This is a genomic window from Pseudomonas sp. ES4 (assembly GCF_050586665.1).
Classification (GTDB): domain Bacteria; phylum Pseudomonadota; class Gammaproteobacteria; order Pseudomonadales; family Pseudomonadaceae; genus Aquipseudomonas; species Aquipseudomonas frederiksbergensis.
Window position 1 is genome coordinate 1 of the sequence record NZ_JBOBDO010000004.1, and the last position, 16347, is coordinate 16347.

Consider the following 16347-nt stretch of genomic DNA (forward strand, 5'->3'; position numbering starts at 1 on the left):
GGGTCGCGGTGTCACCGGCTTGGTACTGGGTACCACCGACGGTGAAATTGAGCACGCTGACCGGGCCATCAACGCTCGAGGTACCGGTAAGCACGCTGCCGGTCACCGGGGCATCTTCCAGACCGGAGACCGTTTCGCTGGCATCGGTGAAACTGTCATCGACCGGGGTGACGCTGATGTTCAGGGTCGAGGTGACGTCAGTGCCGGAACCGTCGGTGACGGTGTAGCTGACCGTCGGTACTGGGCCGTTGTAGTTGGCTGCCGGAGTAAAGGTGTAAGCGCCATTGGCGGCAAGCACCAGGGTGCCGACGTTAGTGATGGTCGCGGTGTCACCGGCCTGGTACTGGGTACCGCCAACCGTGAAGTTGACCACGCTGACGTCGCCATCGACGCTGCTGGTGCCGGTGAGGACGCTGCCGGTCACCGGGGCGTCTTCGCTGGTGGTCACGGTTTCGCTGATGTCGGTGAAGCTGTCGTCGACCGGGGTGACGCTGATGTTCAGGGTCGAGGTGACGTCAGTGCCGGAACCGTCGGTGACGGTGTAGCTGACCGTCGGCACCGTGCCGTTGTAATTGGCGGCCGGGGTGAAGGTATAAGCCCCGTTCGTTCCGATGACCAGGGTGCCGACGTTGGCGATAGTCGCGGTGTCACCGGCCTGGTACTGGGTACCGCCAACCGTGAAGTTGACCACGCTGACCGGGCCATCAACGCTCGAGGTAGCGGTAAGCAGGCTGCCGGTCACCGGAACGTCTTCGGAGGTGGTCACGGTTTCGCTGATGTCGGTGAAGCTGTCGTCGACCGGGGTCACGCTGATGTTCAGGGTCGAGGTAACGTCAGAACCGGAGCCGTCGGTGACGGTGTAGCTCACGCTAGGCACCGCGCCGTTGTAATTGGCGGCCGGGGTGAAGGTGTAAGCGCCGTTCGTTCCGATGACCAGGGTGCCGACGTTGGTGATAGTCGCGGTGTCACCGGCCTGGTACTGGGTACCGCCAACCGTGAAGTTGACCACGCTGACCGGGCCATCAACGCTCGAGGTACCGGTAAGCACGCTGCCGGTCACCGGAACGTCTTCGGAGGTGGTCACGGTTTCGCTGATGTCGGTGAAGCTGTCGTCGACCGGGGTGACGCTGATGTTCAGGGTCGAGGTGACGTCAGTGCCGGAACCGTCAGTGACGGTGTAGCTGACCGTCGGTACTGGGCCGTTGTAGTTGGCCGCCGGGGTGAAGGTGTAAGCGCCGTTCGTTCCGATGACCAGGGTGCCGACGTTGGCGATAGTCGCGGTGTCACCGGCCTGGTACTGGGTACCGCCGACCGTGAAATTAACTACGCTGACCGGGCCATCAACGCTCGACGTATCGGTAAGCACGCTGCCGACCACTGGGGCGTCTTCGCTGGTGGTCACGGTTTCGCTGGCGTCGATGAAGCTGTCATCGACCGGGGTCACGCTGATGTTCAGGGTCGACGTGACGTCAGTACCGGAGCCGTCGGTGACGGTATAGCTGACCGTCGGCACCGTGCCGTTGTAGTTGGCCGCCGGGGTGAAGGTGTAGGCGCCGTTGGCGGCGAGCACCAGGGTGCCGACATTGGCGATGGTCGCGGTGCTGCCGGCGGCGTAAGTGGTCTCACCAACCGTGAAATTGACCACGCTGACCGGACCGTCGACGCTGGAAGTACCCGCCAGCACACTGCCACTGACTGGAGCGTCTTCGGACGTGGTCACCGTTTCGCTGACGTCGATGAAGCTGTCATCAACCGGGGTCACATCAATGTCCAAGGTCGACGAGACCCCAGAACCAGAGCCGTCAATGACGGTATAGCTGACCGTCGGCACCGTGCCGTTGTAGTTGGCCACCGGGGTAAAGGTGTAGGCGCCATCGGCCGCAATGACCAGGGTGCCAACGTTGGCAATGGAGGCGGTCTGGCCAGCTGTGAAAGTGCCATTGACACCGGCGATGCTGAAGGTGGACACGCTCAGGACGTTGTCGATGTCGCTGTCGTTACTCAGCACATTACCGATCGCAGGGGTGTCTTCTGCGATGGTTTGGGTGTCTGCAGTCAAAACGCTCGGATCATCGACCGCTGTCACGGTGAGATCCAGCGTGCTGGTCAAGCCGGTGTTGGTGGTGTACGTGACTTGCGGTACGGCGCCGTTGTAGTTGGCGTCTGGAGTAAAGGTGTAGTTGCCATTGGTGCCGATGGTCAATGTGCCGACGCCGACGATGGTCGCCGTCTGGCCTGCGGTGAAACTGCCGGCCATGCCGGCGACGGTGAAGCTGGAGACGCTGAGAGGCGTATCGGCATCGCTATCGTTGGTCAGGACATTGCCGGTCGCGACGCTGTCTTCGGCCTGTGTGCCAGTATCAGCGGTCAGTACGCTCGGAGCGTTGGTGGCCGTGGTGTTCTGATTGCCGATATCGAGCGTGGTGGCTGCGGCAGTGGTGTCAGGGCCGTCGGTTGGGAAACCAATGGTCGGGTCGACCCGGCCAGCGGTTGCATCCAGCATCACGAAGCTGTGGCCGCCACCTGCTGCGCCGCCTGTGCCTGCAGCTGTCGGGCCGGCTGCGGTGGCTTCAAGATCGGTGGTCGGGTCGGCGCCGGCAACGATGGCTTGCTGCAGCTCTTCAACCGATGGCGCAGCTTGTGCAGTGGCTTGGGCAAGGTCAGCGCTGGAATCCGGCGCGCTGCCGCTCCACTGAGTGTCGCGGCCCAGGTCCAGGGTCCGGCCGTCAGCCAGCTCAAGCGTAACGGCGCCCGCTGCGCCGGTGTCTACCTGATCGCCGACAAACAACCGATCGCCTTCAACGAGTAAGCGGCGCACGCCCTCTGGGGACACCGCGAAAACCTGACCGACAATGCTTTTGACGATGGCCACAACACTGCTCATAAGACTCTCCGGGTGTCGCATTCAGTTGACTTCCATGAATCTGGCGGCGTGTTTGCCAAACAGTCTGGACGTTCATTCAAGATATAAGAGGCACAACTTTGACGCGGGTATTAGTCAATAAATTGGCTATATTTTTTCGATATAAACTTTATGCCAAACTATTGACCTCTTGCCCGCCATCCTAAACACTCGCTTCCGTAATGTCACATTGATATTTAAGTGCTGGCACGTGCCAGAGAGTGTGATGCAGTTCCAAAATGCAACTTTCCGACATACGGTCATTCCGGATGTCATCATCCGATGCAGCGGCACGATCTGCAGTGACTCAAGACAAGTAAATCCTGGAAATTCCAACCATGCGTTTGCACCTGCTCAAGGCTTTACCCTTCGCCCTTGCCGCCAGTTTCGTTCAGGCGCAGTCCCTACCGGAAGCCATGCAACAGGCATTGGATGTCCATCCGGAGATCCAGGCAGGCGTTAACAGTCGATTGGCCGCGGATTATCAATTAAAGGCAGCAAAAGGGGGATACCTCCCAAAGGTCGATCTGCTTGGCGGATATGGTCGCGAAGGCACTGACAACGTCACCACCCGTGGCGCCGGCAACAACAATCACTGGGAAACCCTGACTCGCAGTGAATCGAGCGTGCGGTTGTCGCAAATGGTTTTTGACGGTTTTGCGACGTCGAGTGAAGTGGGGCGTCAACAAGCCACCGTTAATTCCCGCGCTTACTCCTTGCTGGGCACCTCCGAACGCACCGCGCTCACCGTCGCCCAGGTGTATCTCGACGTGCTGACCCGCCGTGAGTTCGTGCGTCTGGCGACCGACAACCTGAAGAACCACGAACGGACTTTCGACCAGATCAAGTTGCGCACCCAGCGTGGCGTGGGCAGTGGCGCCGACCTCGATCAAGCCGAAGCGCGTATGGCCCAGGCTCGCAACAACCTGATCACCGAACAGACCAACCTGGCTGACGCCGAGACCAACTTCCTCAGCGCCGTCGGCCAGATGCCCGATCAGCTGGAGCGTCCTTCCGATTTCATGGCGCTGTTGCCGGCCAACCTGAATGAAGCCCGGGCGCAGATGCTGGAAAACAGCCCTATCCTGCGTTCCGCCGAGTCGGACATCGCCGCTGCCGAGAAGCAGTACGCAGCCGCCAAGTCGACCTTCTACCCGCGTTTCGATGCTGAATTGGGTCGCTCTGCCGACAACGATATCGACGGCCAGAACGGTCACAGCAATGAATGGCAGGCCATGTTGCGCATGCGCTTCAACCTGTATTCCGGCGGCAGCAACAAGGCTGATCTGGAAGCCAAGTCTTACCTGTCCAACCAGGCACTGGACATTCGCAACAACGCCCTGCGTGTGTTGAACGAAGAACTGGGCCTGGCCTGGAATGCCTTGAACAACGCTAACGCCCAAGTACCGATCGCTCAGCAATATGTCGATCGCAGCACCAGCGTGCGTACCGCCTATCAGAAGCAGTTCAGTCTGGGTGAACGCACCTTGCTCGACCTGCTCGACAGTGAAAACGAGCTATTCTCGGCTTCTCGCCGTCTGGCGGAGATCAAGAACATTCAGTTATTTACTCAGTACCGAATCAAGGCGACCATGGGCGAGTTGCTCAAAAGCCAGGGAGTGGTGGCACCGTTGGCATCCGTTGTGCAGAACGACGTGAAGCCCAAGGTTCAACTGCCCGGTATGAACTGAGCAGAACCTTCATTGTTCAATTGTTAGCCAAGAGTGCCGAGCGTGGAATCAGAAGTCAGTCGAGTTCAACTCATTCATGATCCACGCGCGCTGCACGACGATCCATTACTGGACGGCTTGCTGGCTCTTTGCGTCCTGCATCAGAAACCGGCCAGCGCCGCGATGTTGACCACCGGCCTGCCGTTGCCCAAGCAGCGCCTGAGTGTTGAGCTGCTGCCCCGCGCGGCCGCTCGCGCCGGCCTGCAAGGGCGGGTGCTGGTGCGCAAACTGGAGCAGATCCCGGCGATTGCCATGCCGGCGCTGTTGCTGCTCAAGGACGGTCGCAGTGCCGTCCTGCTTGGTTGGCACGGTGACGACCAGGCGCGCCTGCTGCTCAGCGAAAGCGATGGCGGCGAAAGTGTCGTCAGCCGCGAACTGCTGGCCGATGACTACATCGGCAAAGTGTTCTTTGCTCAACCCCAGCACAAATTCGACGTCAATCACGGCACGCTGATCCCGCGCGCGCGCTCGTGGTTCCGCGACACCCTCAAGCGTTCGCGCTGGCTGTACGCCGACGCCATCGCCGCCAGTTTCCTGATCAACATCATTGCCATGGCCGCGCCGCTGTTCGTGATGAACGTCTACGACCGCGTCGTGCCGAACCAGGCCGAATCGACCCTGTGGGTGTTGGCCATCGGCATCACCGGGGCGTATCTGTTCGACCTGATCCTCAAAAGCCTGCGCAGCCTCTGCCTCGACCTGGCCGGGAAGAAAACCGACCTGATCATCTCGGCCACGTTGTTCGAGCGCATCGTCGGCATGGCCATGAAGTACCGCCCGGCGCGGGTCGGCAGCTTTGCCCAGAACATCCATGAGTTTCAGAGCCTGCGCGACTTCCTCGCCTCGCTGACCCTCACCAGCCTGATCGACCTGCCGTTTACATTGCTGATCTTCATGGTCATCGCCATTCTCGGCGGGCATCTGGTGTGGATTCCGGTGCTGGCGTTCCCGATTGCCCTGCTGATCGGCTATGCCTTGCAGAAGCCGCTGGTGGCGACCATGGAGCGAACCATGGCGCTGGGCGCCGAGCGGCAGTCGAGCCTGATCGAAACCCTCGCCGGCCTGGACGCTGTGAAGGTCAACAACGCCGAAAGCGAACGTCAATATCAGTGGGAGCAAACCATCGGCACCCTCAGCCGACTCGAGCTGCGGGTGAAAATGCTTTCCGGTCTGGCGATGAACATCACCTTGCTGATCCAGCAACTGGCCGGGGTGATCATGATCGTCTTCGGCGTGTACCAGATCATCGACGGTCACCTGAGCATGGGCGGTTTGATCGCTTGCTACATGCTCAGCGGCCGCGCGCTCAGCCCGCTGGCCTCGTTGTCCGGCCTGTTGACGCGTTACCAGCAAGCGCGGGTGACCATGGTCTCGGTCGATCAGATGATGGAGCTGCCGCAAGAGCGCAACTTCGATGAACGTCCATTGAGCCGCAATGTGCTGCAAGGCGCCATCGAATGCCGGCAGATGAACTTCACCTACCCGAACCAACAGAACGCGGCGCTGAAGAACATCAACCTGACCATCAAGCCTGGCGAGAAAATCGGCATCATCGGGCGCAGCGGCTCGGGGAAAAGTTCCCTGGCCAAACTGCTCGTAGGCCTCTACCAGCCGGACGATGGCGCCCTGTTGGTGGATGGCGTCGATATCCGTCAGATCGACGTCAGCGAATTGCGCCACAACATTGGCTACGTGGCCCAGGACATCCAGCTACTGGCCGGCACCCTGCGCGACAACCTGGTGTCGGGCGCGCGCTATGTCGAAGACGAAATGGTGCTGCAAGCGGCCGAACTGGCCGGCGTCCACGAATTCGCCCGCCTGCACCCACAGGGTTATGAGCTGCAAGTGGGCGAGCGTGGGCAGAACCTGTCTGGCGGTCAGCGCCAGAACGTCGCCCTGGCCCGTGCGCTACTGCTCAACCCGCCGATCCTGCTGCTCGACGAGCCGACCAGCGCCATGGACAACACCGGCGAAGAACGCCTCAAGCAACGCCTCGCGGTGGTGGTTGAAAACAAAACCGTGGTGCTGGTAACGCACCGGGCTTCGCTGTTGTCGCTGGTGGATCGTCTGATCGTCATCGACCGCGGGCAAATTCTCGCCGACGGCCCGAAAGCCGCGGTGATGGAAGCGTTGAAGAAGGGGCAGATCAGTGTTGCTTAAGTCGGGTTTAAAGAATTCGATCGGCCGTTATTTCAAAGGCTCCGATTCGCTGCATGGCCAGCCACTTCCCGAGGTCAACAAAGCGCTGATCGAAGACGCCCCGCGTGTAGTGCGGCTGACCATCTGGGCGATCATTGGCTTCTTCGTGTTCCTGTTGCTCTGGGCCAACTTCGCCGTGGTCGACGAAGTCACCAAGGGCGATGGCAAGGCGATTCCCTCGTCCAAGATCCAGAAAATCCAGAACCTGGAGGGCGGTATCGTCTCCGAGTTGTTCGTGACCGAAGGGCAGATCGTTGAAGCCGGCGCGCCGCTGATTCGCCTGGACGACACGCGATTCGCCTCCAACGTCGGCGAAACCGAGGCCGATCGATTGTCCATGCTGCTGCGAGTCGAACGCTTGAGCGCGGAAGTCGATGACCGCCCGCTGAACTTCCCGGCGGATGTACTCAAGGCCGTCCCCGGTCAGGCAGCCAGCGAGGAGTCGCTGTACATCAGTCGCCGCCAGCAGTTGCACGATGAAATTGGCGGTTTGGAGGAGCAGTTGATCCAGCGTCAGCAAGAGCTGCGCGAGTTCACTTCCAAGCAGTCGCAGTACCGCAACGGTCTTGCGCTGCAGCGTCAGGAAATCAACATGTCCGAGCCGTTGGTGGCCCAGGGCGCGGTATCGCCGGTTGAAGTGCTGCGACTCAAGCGCGCCGAGGTTGAAACCCGCGGGCAACTCGACGCGACCACCCTGGCCATTCCTCGTGCCCAATCGGCGATCAAGGAAGTGCAGCGCAAAATCGACGAGACTCGTGGCAAATTCCGCAGCGAAGCACTGACTCAACTCAATGAAGCACGCACGGATCTGAACAAGGCCCAAGCCACCGGCAAGGCGCTGGAAGACCGGGTCAGCCGGACGCTGGTCACCTCGCCGGTGCGCGGCATCGTCAACAAATTGCTGGTCAACACCATCGGCGGCGTGATCCAGCCGGGCAGCGACCTGGTGGAAATCGTGCCGCTGGACGACACCTTGCTGGTGGAAGCGAAAGTACGTCCGCAAGACATCGCCTTCCTGCATCCGGGGCAGGAAGCGACGGTGAAGTTCACGGCGTATGACTACACCATTTACGGTGGGCTGAAGGCCAGGCTTGAGCAGATCGGTGCTGACACCATCACCGACGAAGACAAGAAAAACACCTACTACATCATCAAGCTGCGCACTGACCGCAGCCATTTGGGCACGGATGAAAAGCCGCTGCTGATCATCCCGGGGATGGTGGCTTCGGTGGACATCATTACTGGCAAGAAGACTGTGCTCAGCTACCTGCTCAAGCCGATCATTCGCGCGCGGGCCGAAGCGTTGCACGAGCGTTAGATGTCGGCTGGGGCTGATGGCCCTCATCGCGAGCAGGCTCGCTCCCACATTGGTTCTGTGTCGATCACATAACCCCTGTGGGAGCGAGCCTGCTCGCGATGAGGGCCTCAAGAACAACACATCCAAAAAACATATCGTTATTCGCTAACGGTATTTAAATTTCAGTTCTTATATCTATAAAGTCATTCTCCTGCGTACCTTCCGACCAATCGGCGCGCCGCACGACACGAACCAACACGGGCCCTCCGTGAGTTTCTTGATCGACGCGCGCGCCCTTGAGCGTGCCGTGCGTGGGAGTGATTTATGTCTGCAGCAACGGCTTTCCCAAGCGCCGCGAACATCGCGCCGCAAACCTTCGACATCCGCCCGTTCAGTGGCGCCGTCGGTGCCGAAATCATCGGCCTCGACCTGTCCCGCCCGATCAATGATCAGGACTTCGCCCGCATCCACCGCGCGCACCTGGATCATCACGTCGTGGTGTTCCGCGACCAGCGCATTACCCCCGAGCAACACATTGCCTTTAGCCGCCGTTTCGGTGTGTTGCAGATCCACGTGCTCAAGCAATTCCTGCTGGCCGGGCACCCGGAAATCCTCATCGTTTCCAACATCATCGAGAACGGCCAATCCATCGGCCTCGGTGACGCCGGCAAGTTCTGGCATTCCGACCTGTCCTATAAAGAACTGCCAAGCCTGGGTTCGATGCTGCATGCCCAGGAGCTGCCGTCCGAGGGCGGCGACACGCTGTTCGCCGACATGCACAAAGCCTGGGACAACCTGCCCGAAGCGTTGCGCAAAGCTGTCGAAGGTCGCTCGGCCGCGCACTCCTACACGGCGCGTTACAGCGAGACCAAATTCGAAGGCAACTGGCGCCCGACGCTGACGCCCGAGCAACTGGCTCAGGTGGCTGAAGTGGTCCACCCGATTGTTCGCACTCACCCGGAAAACGGTCGCAAGGCGTTGTTCGTCAGCGAGGGTTTCACCACGCGCATCGTTGGTTTGCCGGAAGACGAGAGCAAGCAATTGCTTGATGAGCTCTACGCCCACAGCGTGCTGCCGCAAAACATCTACCGCCATCAATGGCAGGCCCACGACCTGGTGTTCTGGGACAACCGTTCGCTGATTCATCTCGCCGCCGGATGCCCAAGCTACCTGCGCCGCAAGTTGTATCGCACCACCATCCAGGGCGACGCGCCTTTCTGATTTGTCGGAGAAACTCTCATGTCCAAACGTCTTCCATTTGCACCGTTGGCTGCGGCCATCGGCCTGGGTTTCAGCCTGATCACCGGCAGCCTGGTGGCGCCGACCGTGGCCCATGCTGAAGGTGAAATCCGCATCGCCGAGCAGTTCGGCATTGTTTATCTGTTGCTCAATGTGGTGCGCGACCAGAACCTGATCGAGAAGTACGGGAAGCAGGAAGGCATCGACATCAAGGTCGACTGGACCCAACTCTCCGGCGGTGCGGCGGTCAACGATGCGTTGCTCTCCGGTTCCATTGATATCGCCGGTGCGGGCGTCGGTCCGCTGCTGACCATCTGGGACCGCACCCACGGCAAGCAAAACGTCAAAGCCGTCGCCTCCCTCGGCAACTTCCCGTACTACCTGGTGAGCAACAACCCCAAGGTCAAAACCATCGCTGACTTCACCGAGAAGGACCGCATCGCGGTGCCGGCGGTCGGCGTGTCGGTGCAGTCGCGCATCCTGCAATACGCGGCCGCCAAGCAGTGGGGCGACAAGGAATTCAATCGCCTCGACAAGTACACCATCGCCGTTCCGCACCCCGACGCCACGGCGGCGCTGATTGCCGGCGGCACCGAGTTGACCGGGCACTTTTCCAACCCGCCGTTCCAGGATCAAGAGCTGGCCAACCCTAACGTCCACGTTGTGCTGAATTCCAATGACGTGCTCGGCCCGAACTCGCCGACGGTGCTGTTCGCTACCGAGAAATTCCGCGACGAGAACCCGAAAACCTATAAGGCGTTCGTCCAGGCACTGACCGAGGCGGCCGAGTTCGCCCAGAACGATAAAGGCGCGGCGGCGGACACGTACATCCGCGTCACCAAGGCGAAAATCGACCGCGCTGCGCTGCTGAAAATCATCGATAACCCGCAGTTCGAATTCAGCGTCACGCCGAAAAATACTTACCCGCTGGCCGAATTCCTCTACCGCGTTGGCGCGATCAAAAACAAACCGGATTCGTGGAAGGACTACTTCTTCCAGGACGCCAAACCGCTGCAAGGGAGCTGACCGAGATGAACGCCCCTTTGCAAGGCCACACGGTCAGCAAACCGATCGCGCCAGCCCAAGCGCTGCTGTCGGTCGACAACGTCAGCCTCGAATACCGCACGCCTCAGCGGGTGGTTCGTGCGACCCATCAGGTCAGCTTTGAAATCGATCCGGCGGACCGCTTTGTGCTGCTCGGTCCGTCCGGTTGCGGCAAATCAACGTTGCTCAAGGCAGTCGCCGGGTTCATCCAGCCGTGTGAAGGCGAGATTCGTCTTCAGGGGCAAACCGTTCATGCCCCGGGGCCGGACCGGATCGTGGTGTTCCAGGAGTTCGATCAACTGCCGCCGTGGAAAACCGTCAAACAGAACGTGATGTTTCCGCTGCTTGCCTCGAAAACCCTCAAGCGCAAAGAGGCCGAGGAGCGGGCGCTGCACTATCTGGACAAGGTCGGTCTGGCGGCGTTTGCCGATGCCTATCCGCATACCTTGTCCGGCGGCATGAAAGCGCGGGTGGCGATTGCTCGTGCACTGGCCATGCAGCCGAAAATCCTCTTGATGGACGAACCCTTTGCCGCCCTCGATGCACTGACCCGCCGCAAGATGCAGGAAGAATTGCTGCTGCTCTGGGAAGAAGTGCGCTTCACGCTGCTGTTCGTCACGCACTCCATCGAAGAAGCGTTGGTGGTGGGCAATCGAATCCTGCTGCTGTCGCCGCATCCGGGGCGGGTGCGGGCGGAAGTCCACAGCCATCAATACGACTTGCACAGCCTTGGCGGCGTGGCCTTTCAGGAGTCGGCGCGACGTATTCATCGGTTGTTGTTCGATGAAGGTCAGTCCCCGCAAACCGAGCGTGAGCTGGATTTCTCCGACATCCGCATCGCTTATTGAGCCATTGAGAGGAGTGCCCGATGAGCCTTTTATCATCCCCGCGTGAAGAATTTGAAACGGTGTTGCAGCCGCTGACGAGCGTGCCGCTGGAGCGTGAATTGCCGCTCGCTCAGCGTCTGTGGCAACAAGGCTGGTTACGCAAAAGCCTGATCCTGATTTTGCTCGCGGTCCTGTGGGAGGTGGTTGCCCGCGTTCAGGACAACGACCTGCTGCTGCCAAGTTTTCTGCAAACCGCGAGCGCGCTGTACGACGGTTTGCTCAGCGGCGAGTTGCTGGGCAAGGTGTGGATTTCGCTGGTGGTGTTGCTCAAGGGTTACCTGATCGGCATTGTCCTGGCATTTGCCCTGACTACCCTGGCGGTGTCGACGCAGTTCGGCCGCGACCTGTTGAGTACGTTGACCTCGATGTTCAACCCGCTGCCGGCGATTGCTCTGTTGCCGCTGGCGTTGCTGTGGTTCGGCCTGGGGCAGAACAGTCTGATTTTTGTGTTGGTGCATTCGGTGCTCTGGGCGCTGGCGTTGAACACTTATGCCGGGTTCCTCGGTGTCTCGGAAACCCTGCGCATGGCCGGACGCAATTACGGCCTCAAAGGCATGCGTTTCGTGCTGTTCATCCTGATCCCGGCAGCGTTGCCATCGATTCTAGCCGGGCTGAAGATCGGCTGGGCCTTCGCCTGGCGTACGCTGATCGCCGCTGAATTGGTGTTCGGCGCCACCAGCGGCAAGGGCGGCTTGGGCTGGTACATCTTCCAGAACCGTAATGAGCTGTACACCGACAAGGTGTTTGCCGGGTTGGCGGTGGTGATCCTGATCGGCTTGTTGGTGGAAAATCTGGTGTTCAGCACTCTGGAACGGGTGACGGTGAAGCGGTGGGGGATGCAGCGGTAAGATTTGTGGTGACAGGTCTGACGCCATCGCGAGCAGGCTCACTCCCACAGTGATCTTCAGTGGATGCAGACCCTGTATTCGACACATAACCCTGTGGGAGTGAGCCTGCTCGCGATGGGGCCAGGCCAGCTAACACATCAGCCGGGGGATGTTTGCTAGCATTGCGTCTGGATCAATCCAGATCAGCCATGAGTGCTCAGCATGCAACTCCCGGACATGAATTTGTTGGTCGCCCTCGACGCCTTGCTCGACGAGGGCAGTGTGGTAGGCGCCGCGCGGCGGATGAACCTCAGCCCGGCGGCGATGAGCCGGACGCTGACGCGGATTCGCGAGGCCATCGGCGATCCGATCCTGGTGCGCGCCGGGCGTGGCCTGGTGCCAACGCCCAAGGCGCTGGCGTTGCGCGAGCAGGTGCGTGACGTGGTGGAGCAGGCCGCGCTGTTGTTTCGCTCGGCCGATGCGGTGGAGCTGGGCACGTTGCGCCGTCGGTTCAACATTCGCGCCAACGACTTTTTCGTCGGCGTTTACGGTGGAAAACTCTTCGACACCCTGGATCGCCAGGCGCCGCACTGCGAGCTGCGTTTTGTGCCGGAAGGCGATGGCGATGACGAAGCGTTGCGCGAAGGGCGGATCGACCTGAGCATCAGCAATACCCGACCGCTGACTCCGGAAGTGAAGATTCAGAACCTGTTCTCTACTCATTTCGTCGGCCTGGTTCGCGAAGACCACCCGCTGTTCGATGAGGAGATCACCGCCGAGCGTTACGCCGGGTTTTCCCATATCAGCATGTCCCGTCGCGGCATCGCCCGAGGCCCGATCGATACCGCGCTCAATGCCTTGGGGCTGGAACGGCGGGTGGCGGTGATTGCGCCGAGTTTCCATGCGGCGATGTTTGCCTTGCCTGATTCCGATTTGATTCTGCCGGTGCCCAAGGAGGCATTGCTGAGCGTCCAGCGCCTGGGCCTGAAGCTGCGCTCGTTTACCCTGCCGATTCCCTTGCCCACCCTAATGCTGACCCAAGCCTGGCACCCGCGTTTCGACAAGGATCCGGCCCATCGCTGGCTGCGCGAAACCCTGAAAGCCTGTTGCGACGAAACGTGGCTGGCGGCACAACCCATTTGAAATTGAACGCTGTCCCCCTGTGGGAGTGAGCCTGCTCGCGATAGCGTTGGATCAGTCAGCATAAATGTTGAATGTTATGGCCCTGTCGCGAGCAGGCTCGCTCCCACAGGGGTTGACTGATCGTTCCCACGCTCTGCGTGGGAATGCTTCTAGGGACGCTCCGCGTTCCAGCTCGCGAAAGGGACGCGGAGCGTCCCGGGCTGCATTCCCACGCAGAGCGTGAGGAACGATCAAATTGCTGCATGAGGCGCACTTATAAACTGCCAATAAGTCAATTTTCGTAAGGTCTCGCGCTTCTTAAAATGCTTCGGTATTCAAACCCCGGAGCTTGCAGTCATGACTTCCCTCACGGTCACGGCACCTCTCGCCGCGGCCAGCCCGGCTGCCGTCACGCCACCGGTTTTTGGTCCGCGGATCATCATCGGCCTGGTGGGCGTGTTGTTGGCGGTGCTGGTGTCGGGCCTGAACGAGGTGGTGACCAAGGTTGCCCTCGCCGACATCCGCGGCGCATTGGCCATCGGCTACGACGAAGGCACCTGGCTGGTCGCCAGTTACACCGCGACCTCGGTGGCCGCCATGGCCTTCGCACCTTGGTGCTCGGTGACGTTTTCGCTGCGGCGGTTCACCCTCTGCGCCATCAGCGCATTCACCCTGTTGGGCGTGTTGTGCCCGTTCGCTCCGAACTATGAAAGCCTGCTGGTCATGCGCACCTTGCAAGGCCTGGCAGGCGGTGCATTGCCGCCGATGCTGATGACCGTCGCCCTGCGCTTCTTGCCGGCCAACGTGAAGCTCTACGGCCTGGCCGGTTACGCCCTGACCGCGACGTTCGGCCCGGGGCTTGGCACTCCGCTGGCCGGGTTGTGGACCGAACACGTCGGATGGCAATGGACCTTCTGGCAAATCATCGCACCGTGTCTGATCGCCATGGTCGCGGTGGCGTATGGCTTGCCCCAGGACCCGTTGCGCCTGGAGCGCTTCAAACAATTCAACTGGCGCGGCGTGCTGCTGGGTTTTCCGGCGATCTGCATGCTGGTGATCGGCATTTTGCAAGGCAATCGACTGGACTGGTTCGAGTCGAGCCTGATCTGCGGATTGCTCGGCGGTGGGTTGCTGCTGCTGGTGCTGTTTCTGGTCAACGAATGGTCGCAACCGCTGCCGTTTTTCAAGCTGCAGATGCTCGGCATCCGCAACCTGTCGTTCGCCTTGCTGACCTTGGCCGGGGTGTTGGTGGTGCTGCTGGCGGTGATCATCATTCCGTCCAGTTACCTGGCGCAAGTACAGGGTTATCGCCCGGTTCAGACCGCACCCATCATGTTGCTGGCAGCGCTGCCGCAGTTGATTGCGCTGCCGTTGGTGGCGGCGTTATGCAACCTGCGCTGGGTCGATTGCCGCTGGGTGCTGGGGATCGGCCTGAGCATGCTGGCGCTGTCCTGCATCGGTGGGTCGCAGTTGACGTCGGTGTGGATTCGCGACGACTTCTATGCGCTGCAACTGCTGCAAATCTTCGGTCAGCCGATGGCGGTGCTGCCGCTGTTGATGCTCTCCACCGGCAGCATCAGCCCGATGGAAGGCCCGTTCGCTTCGGCCTGGTTCAACACCGTAAAAGGCCTGGCGGCGGTGATCGCCACCGGCGTGCTGGAGGCATTGACCACCTCAAGGCTGCATTGGCACTCGATGATGCTGGTGGACAGCCTCGGCAACTCACCCCTGGTCGACAGCGACAGCGCGGGCCTTGCCCATCGGCTGCATGAGCAGGCCGTGGTGCTGACGGCCTCGGATCTTTATCTGTGCATGGCCGGCGTCGCACTGGCGCTGATCCTGCTGATTTTCTGGCTGCCGACGCGGATCTATCCGCCGCGCGCGCCGACTTGAATGCTTCACTGAAACAGAAGGTTTTCATGACGACTCAATCAAAGCAAAAAGTGGCCGTTGGCATCGCCGCGGTAATGGTGCTCGGGGTGCTGGTGTATTGGCTGGCGCCCGGCCTGTTCGGCAAACGCACGCAACAGAACACCAATGACGCCTTTGTCTCGGCGGACTTCACCCTGGTGGTGCCGCGCGTGGCCGGGTTCATCAAGGAAGTGCTGGTGGAGGACAATCAGCAGGTCAAGGCCGGGCAGTTGCTGGCGTTGATTGATGACCGGGATTTGCGTGCCGCCGCTCAAGCGGCAGACGCCGAAACCCTGGTGGCCAGGGCGCAACTGCAAAATGCCCGTGCGACCCTTGAACGCCAGGCTTCGGTGATCGCCCAGGCCCAGGCCTCCGTTGTGTCGGCCAAGGCAGAAATGGCCTTCGCCGAGCATGAATTGAACCGCTACAACCATCTCGCCGGGGTGGGCGCCGGTACGGTGCAGAACGCCCAACAAGCGCGGACCCGCATCGATCAGGCCACCGCGCGGCTGGCTAACGTGACGGCGGTGCTGGCGGCGGAACGCAAACAGGTGGAGATCCTCACCGCCCAGCGTGACGCGGCGGAAGGTGGGCTGAAACGGGCGCAAGCGGCGCTGGAAATGGCCAGCTACGAGCTGTCCTACACACGCATCGTTGCACCTCAGGACGGTATGGTCGGCGAGCGCGCCGTTCGGGTCGGCGCCTATGTCACGCCGGGGAGCAAAATCCTCGCGGTGGTGCCGCTTGCGCAGGCCTATGTGGTCGCCAATTTTCAGGAGACTCAACTGACCGACGTGCAGCCGGGGCAGGACGTGCAAGTGCGTGTCGACAGCCTCGGCGGCCAGGCCCTGAGCGGTCGCGTCGAGAGCATCGCACCGGCCACGGGTGTGACGTTCGCCTCGGTCAAGCCGGACAACGCCACCGGCAATTTCACCAAGGTGGTGCAGCGGATTCCGGTGAAAATCGTCCTTGATCCGGGTCAGCCATTGGCGGAGCGGTTGCGGGTCGGGATGTCGGTGGAGGCGAGGATTGATACTGCCAGTGCCGATAAGCGTGAGGTTGTTCAACGGTGATTATTTTCGGTAGACATCCATCCCTGTGGCGAGGGGGCTTGCCCCCGTTGGGCCGCGAAGCGGCCCCAAAAGCTGCGAGCGCTTCGCACTCGAACGGGGGCAAGCCCCCTCGCCAC

Annotated in this window: 11 protein-coding genes; 10 read left to right on the plus strand and 1 reads right to left on the minus strand. The window is 60.9% G+C overall.

The window, feature by feature from the left end:
* Positions 1-2884, minus strand: a 2884-nt coding sequence (locus ACQ4OB_RS05925) for a retention module-containing protein (protein ID WP_430955279.1), incomplete at its 3' end; no start/stop codon positions are given.
* 356 nt (positions 2885-3240) lie between these two features.
* Between ACQ4OB_RS05925 and ACQ4OB_RS05930 the strand changes: the two genes are divergently transcribed.
* From ACQ4OB_RS05930 to ACQ4OB_RS05975, 10 genes are all read left to right on the plus strand, one after another.
* On the plus strand, positions 3241-4593 hold the full coding sequence (locus ACQ4OB_RS05930) for a TolC family outer membrane protein (RefSeq protein ID WP_074872416.1): 1353 nt from the start codon (positions 3241-3243) through the stop codon (positions 4591-4593).
* Positions 4594-4635: 42 nt separating this feature from the next.
* The gene (locus ACQ4OB_RS05935; protein ID WP_074872418.1) at positions 4636-6792 is read left to right on the plus strand and encodes a type I secretion system permease/ATPase; all 2157 of its coding nucleotides are present in this window, start codon (positions 4636-4638) and stop codon (positions 6790-6792) included.
* Complete coding sequence (locus ACQ4OB_RS05940; RefSeq protein ID WP_074872420.1) at positions 6782-8149, plus strand: HlyD family type I secretion periplasmic adaptor subunit; 1368 nt, start codon at positions 6782-6784, stop codon at positions 8147-8149. The genes ACQ4OB_RS05935 and ACQ4OB_RS05940 overlap by 11 nt, the downstream gene beginning before the upstream one ends.
* Before the next feature lie 303 nt (positions 8150-8452).
* Positions 8453-9349: a TauD/TfdA dioxygenase family protein gene (locus ACQ4OB_RS05945; RefSeq protein WP_074872423.1), complete on the plus strand. Its 897-nt coding sequence runs from the start codon at positions 8453-8455 to the stop codon at positions 9347-9349.
* 18 nt (positions 9350-9367) lie between these two features.
* On the plus strand, positions 9368-10393 hold the full coding sequence (locus tag ACQ4OB_RS05950) for an ABC transporter substrate-binding protein (protein WP_074872425.1): 1026 nt from the start codon (positions 9368-9370) through the stop codon (positions 10391-10393).
* 5 nt (positions 10394-10398) lie between these two features.
* On the plus strand, positions 10399-11259 hold the full coding sequence (locus ACQ4OB_RS05955) for an ABC transporter ATP-binding protein (RefSeq protein ID WP_102616647.1): 861 nt from the start codon (positions 10399-10401) through the stop codon (positions 11257-11259).
* A gap of 20 nt (positions 11260-11279) precedes the next feature.
* Entirely contained in the window at positions 11280-12146 is an 867-nt protein-coding gene (locus ACQ4OB_RS05960) for an ABC transporter permease (RefSeq protein WP_430955280.1), read from the plus strand.
* Positions 12147-12347: 201 nt separating this feature from the next.
* Positions 12348-13268 carry a LysR family transcriptional regulator gene (locus tag ACQ4OB_RS05965; RefSeq protein WP_102616649.1) on the plus strand — a complete coding sequence of 307 codons (921 nt, stop codon included), beginning with the start codon at positions 12348-12350 and terminating at the stop codon, positions 13266-13268.
* A gap of 336 nt (positions 13269-13604) precedes the next feature.
* Positions 13605-15140: an MFS transporter gene (locus ACQ4OB_RS05970; protein WP_430955281.1), complete on the plus strand. Its 1536-nt coding sequence runs from the start codon at positions 13605-13607 to the stop codon at positions 15138-15140.
* A gap of 26 nt (positions 15141-15166) precedes the next feature.
* A complete protein-coding gene (locus ACQ4OB_RS05975; RefSeq protein WP_102616651.1) occupies positions 15167-16231 on the plus strand; it encodes an HlyD family secretion protein in 1065 nt (354 codons plus the stop codon).
* Positions 16232-16347: the final 116 nt, after the last annotated feature.

Coding starts and splice junctions, on each gene's coding strand:
- ACQ4OB_RS05930 (WP_074872416.1), top strand. CDS start 3,241: ATGCGTTTGCACCTGCTCAAGGCTTTACCCTTCGCCCTTGCCGCCAGT.
- ACQ4OB_RS05945 (WP_074872423.1), top strand. CDS start 8,453: ATGTCTGCAGCAACGGCTTTCCCAAGCGCCGCGAACATCGCGCCGCAA.
- ACQ4OB_RS05950 (WP_074872425.1), top strand. CDS start 9,368: ATGTCCAAACGTCTTCCATTTGCACCGTTGGCTGCGGCCATCGGCCTG.
- ACQ4OB_RS05955 (WP_102616647.1), top strand. CDS start 10,399: ATGAACGCCCCTTTGCAAGGCCACACGGTCAGCAAACCGATCGCGCCA.
- ACQ4OB_RS05960 (WP_430955280.1), top strand. CDS start 11,280: ATGAGCCTTTTATCATCCCCGCGTGAAGAATTTGAAACGGTGTTGCAG.
- ACQ4OB_RS05965 (WP_102616649.1), top strand. CDS start 12,348: ATGCAACTCCCGGACATGAATTTGTTGGTCGCCCTCGACGCCTTGCTC.
- ACQ4OB_RS05970 (WP_430955281.1), top strand. CDS start 13,605: ATGACTTCCCTCACGGTCACGGCACCTCTCGCCGCGGCCAGCCCGGCT.
- ACQ4OB_RS05975 (WP_102616651.1), top strand. CDS start 15,167: ATGACGACTCAATCAAAGCAAAAAGTGGCCGTTGGCATCGCCGCGGTA.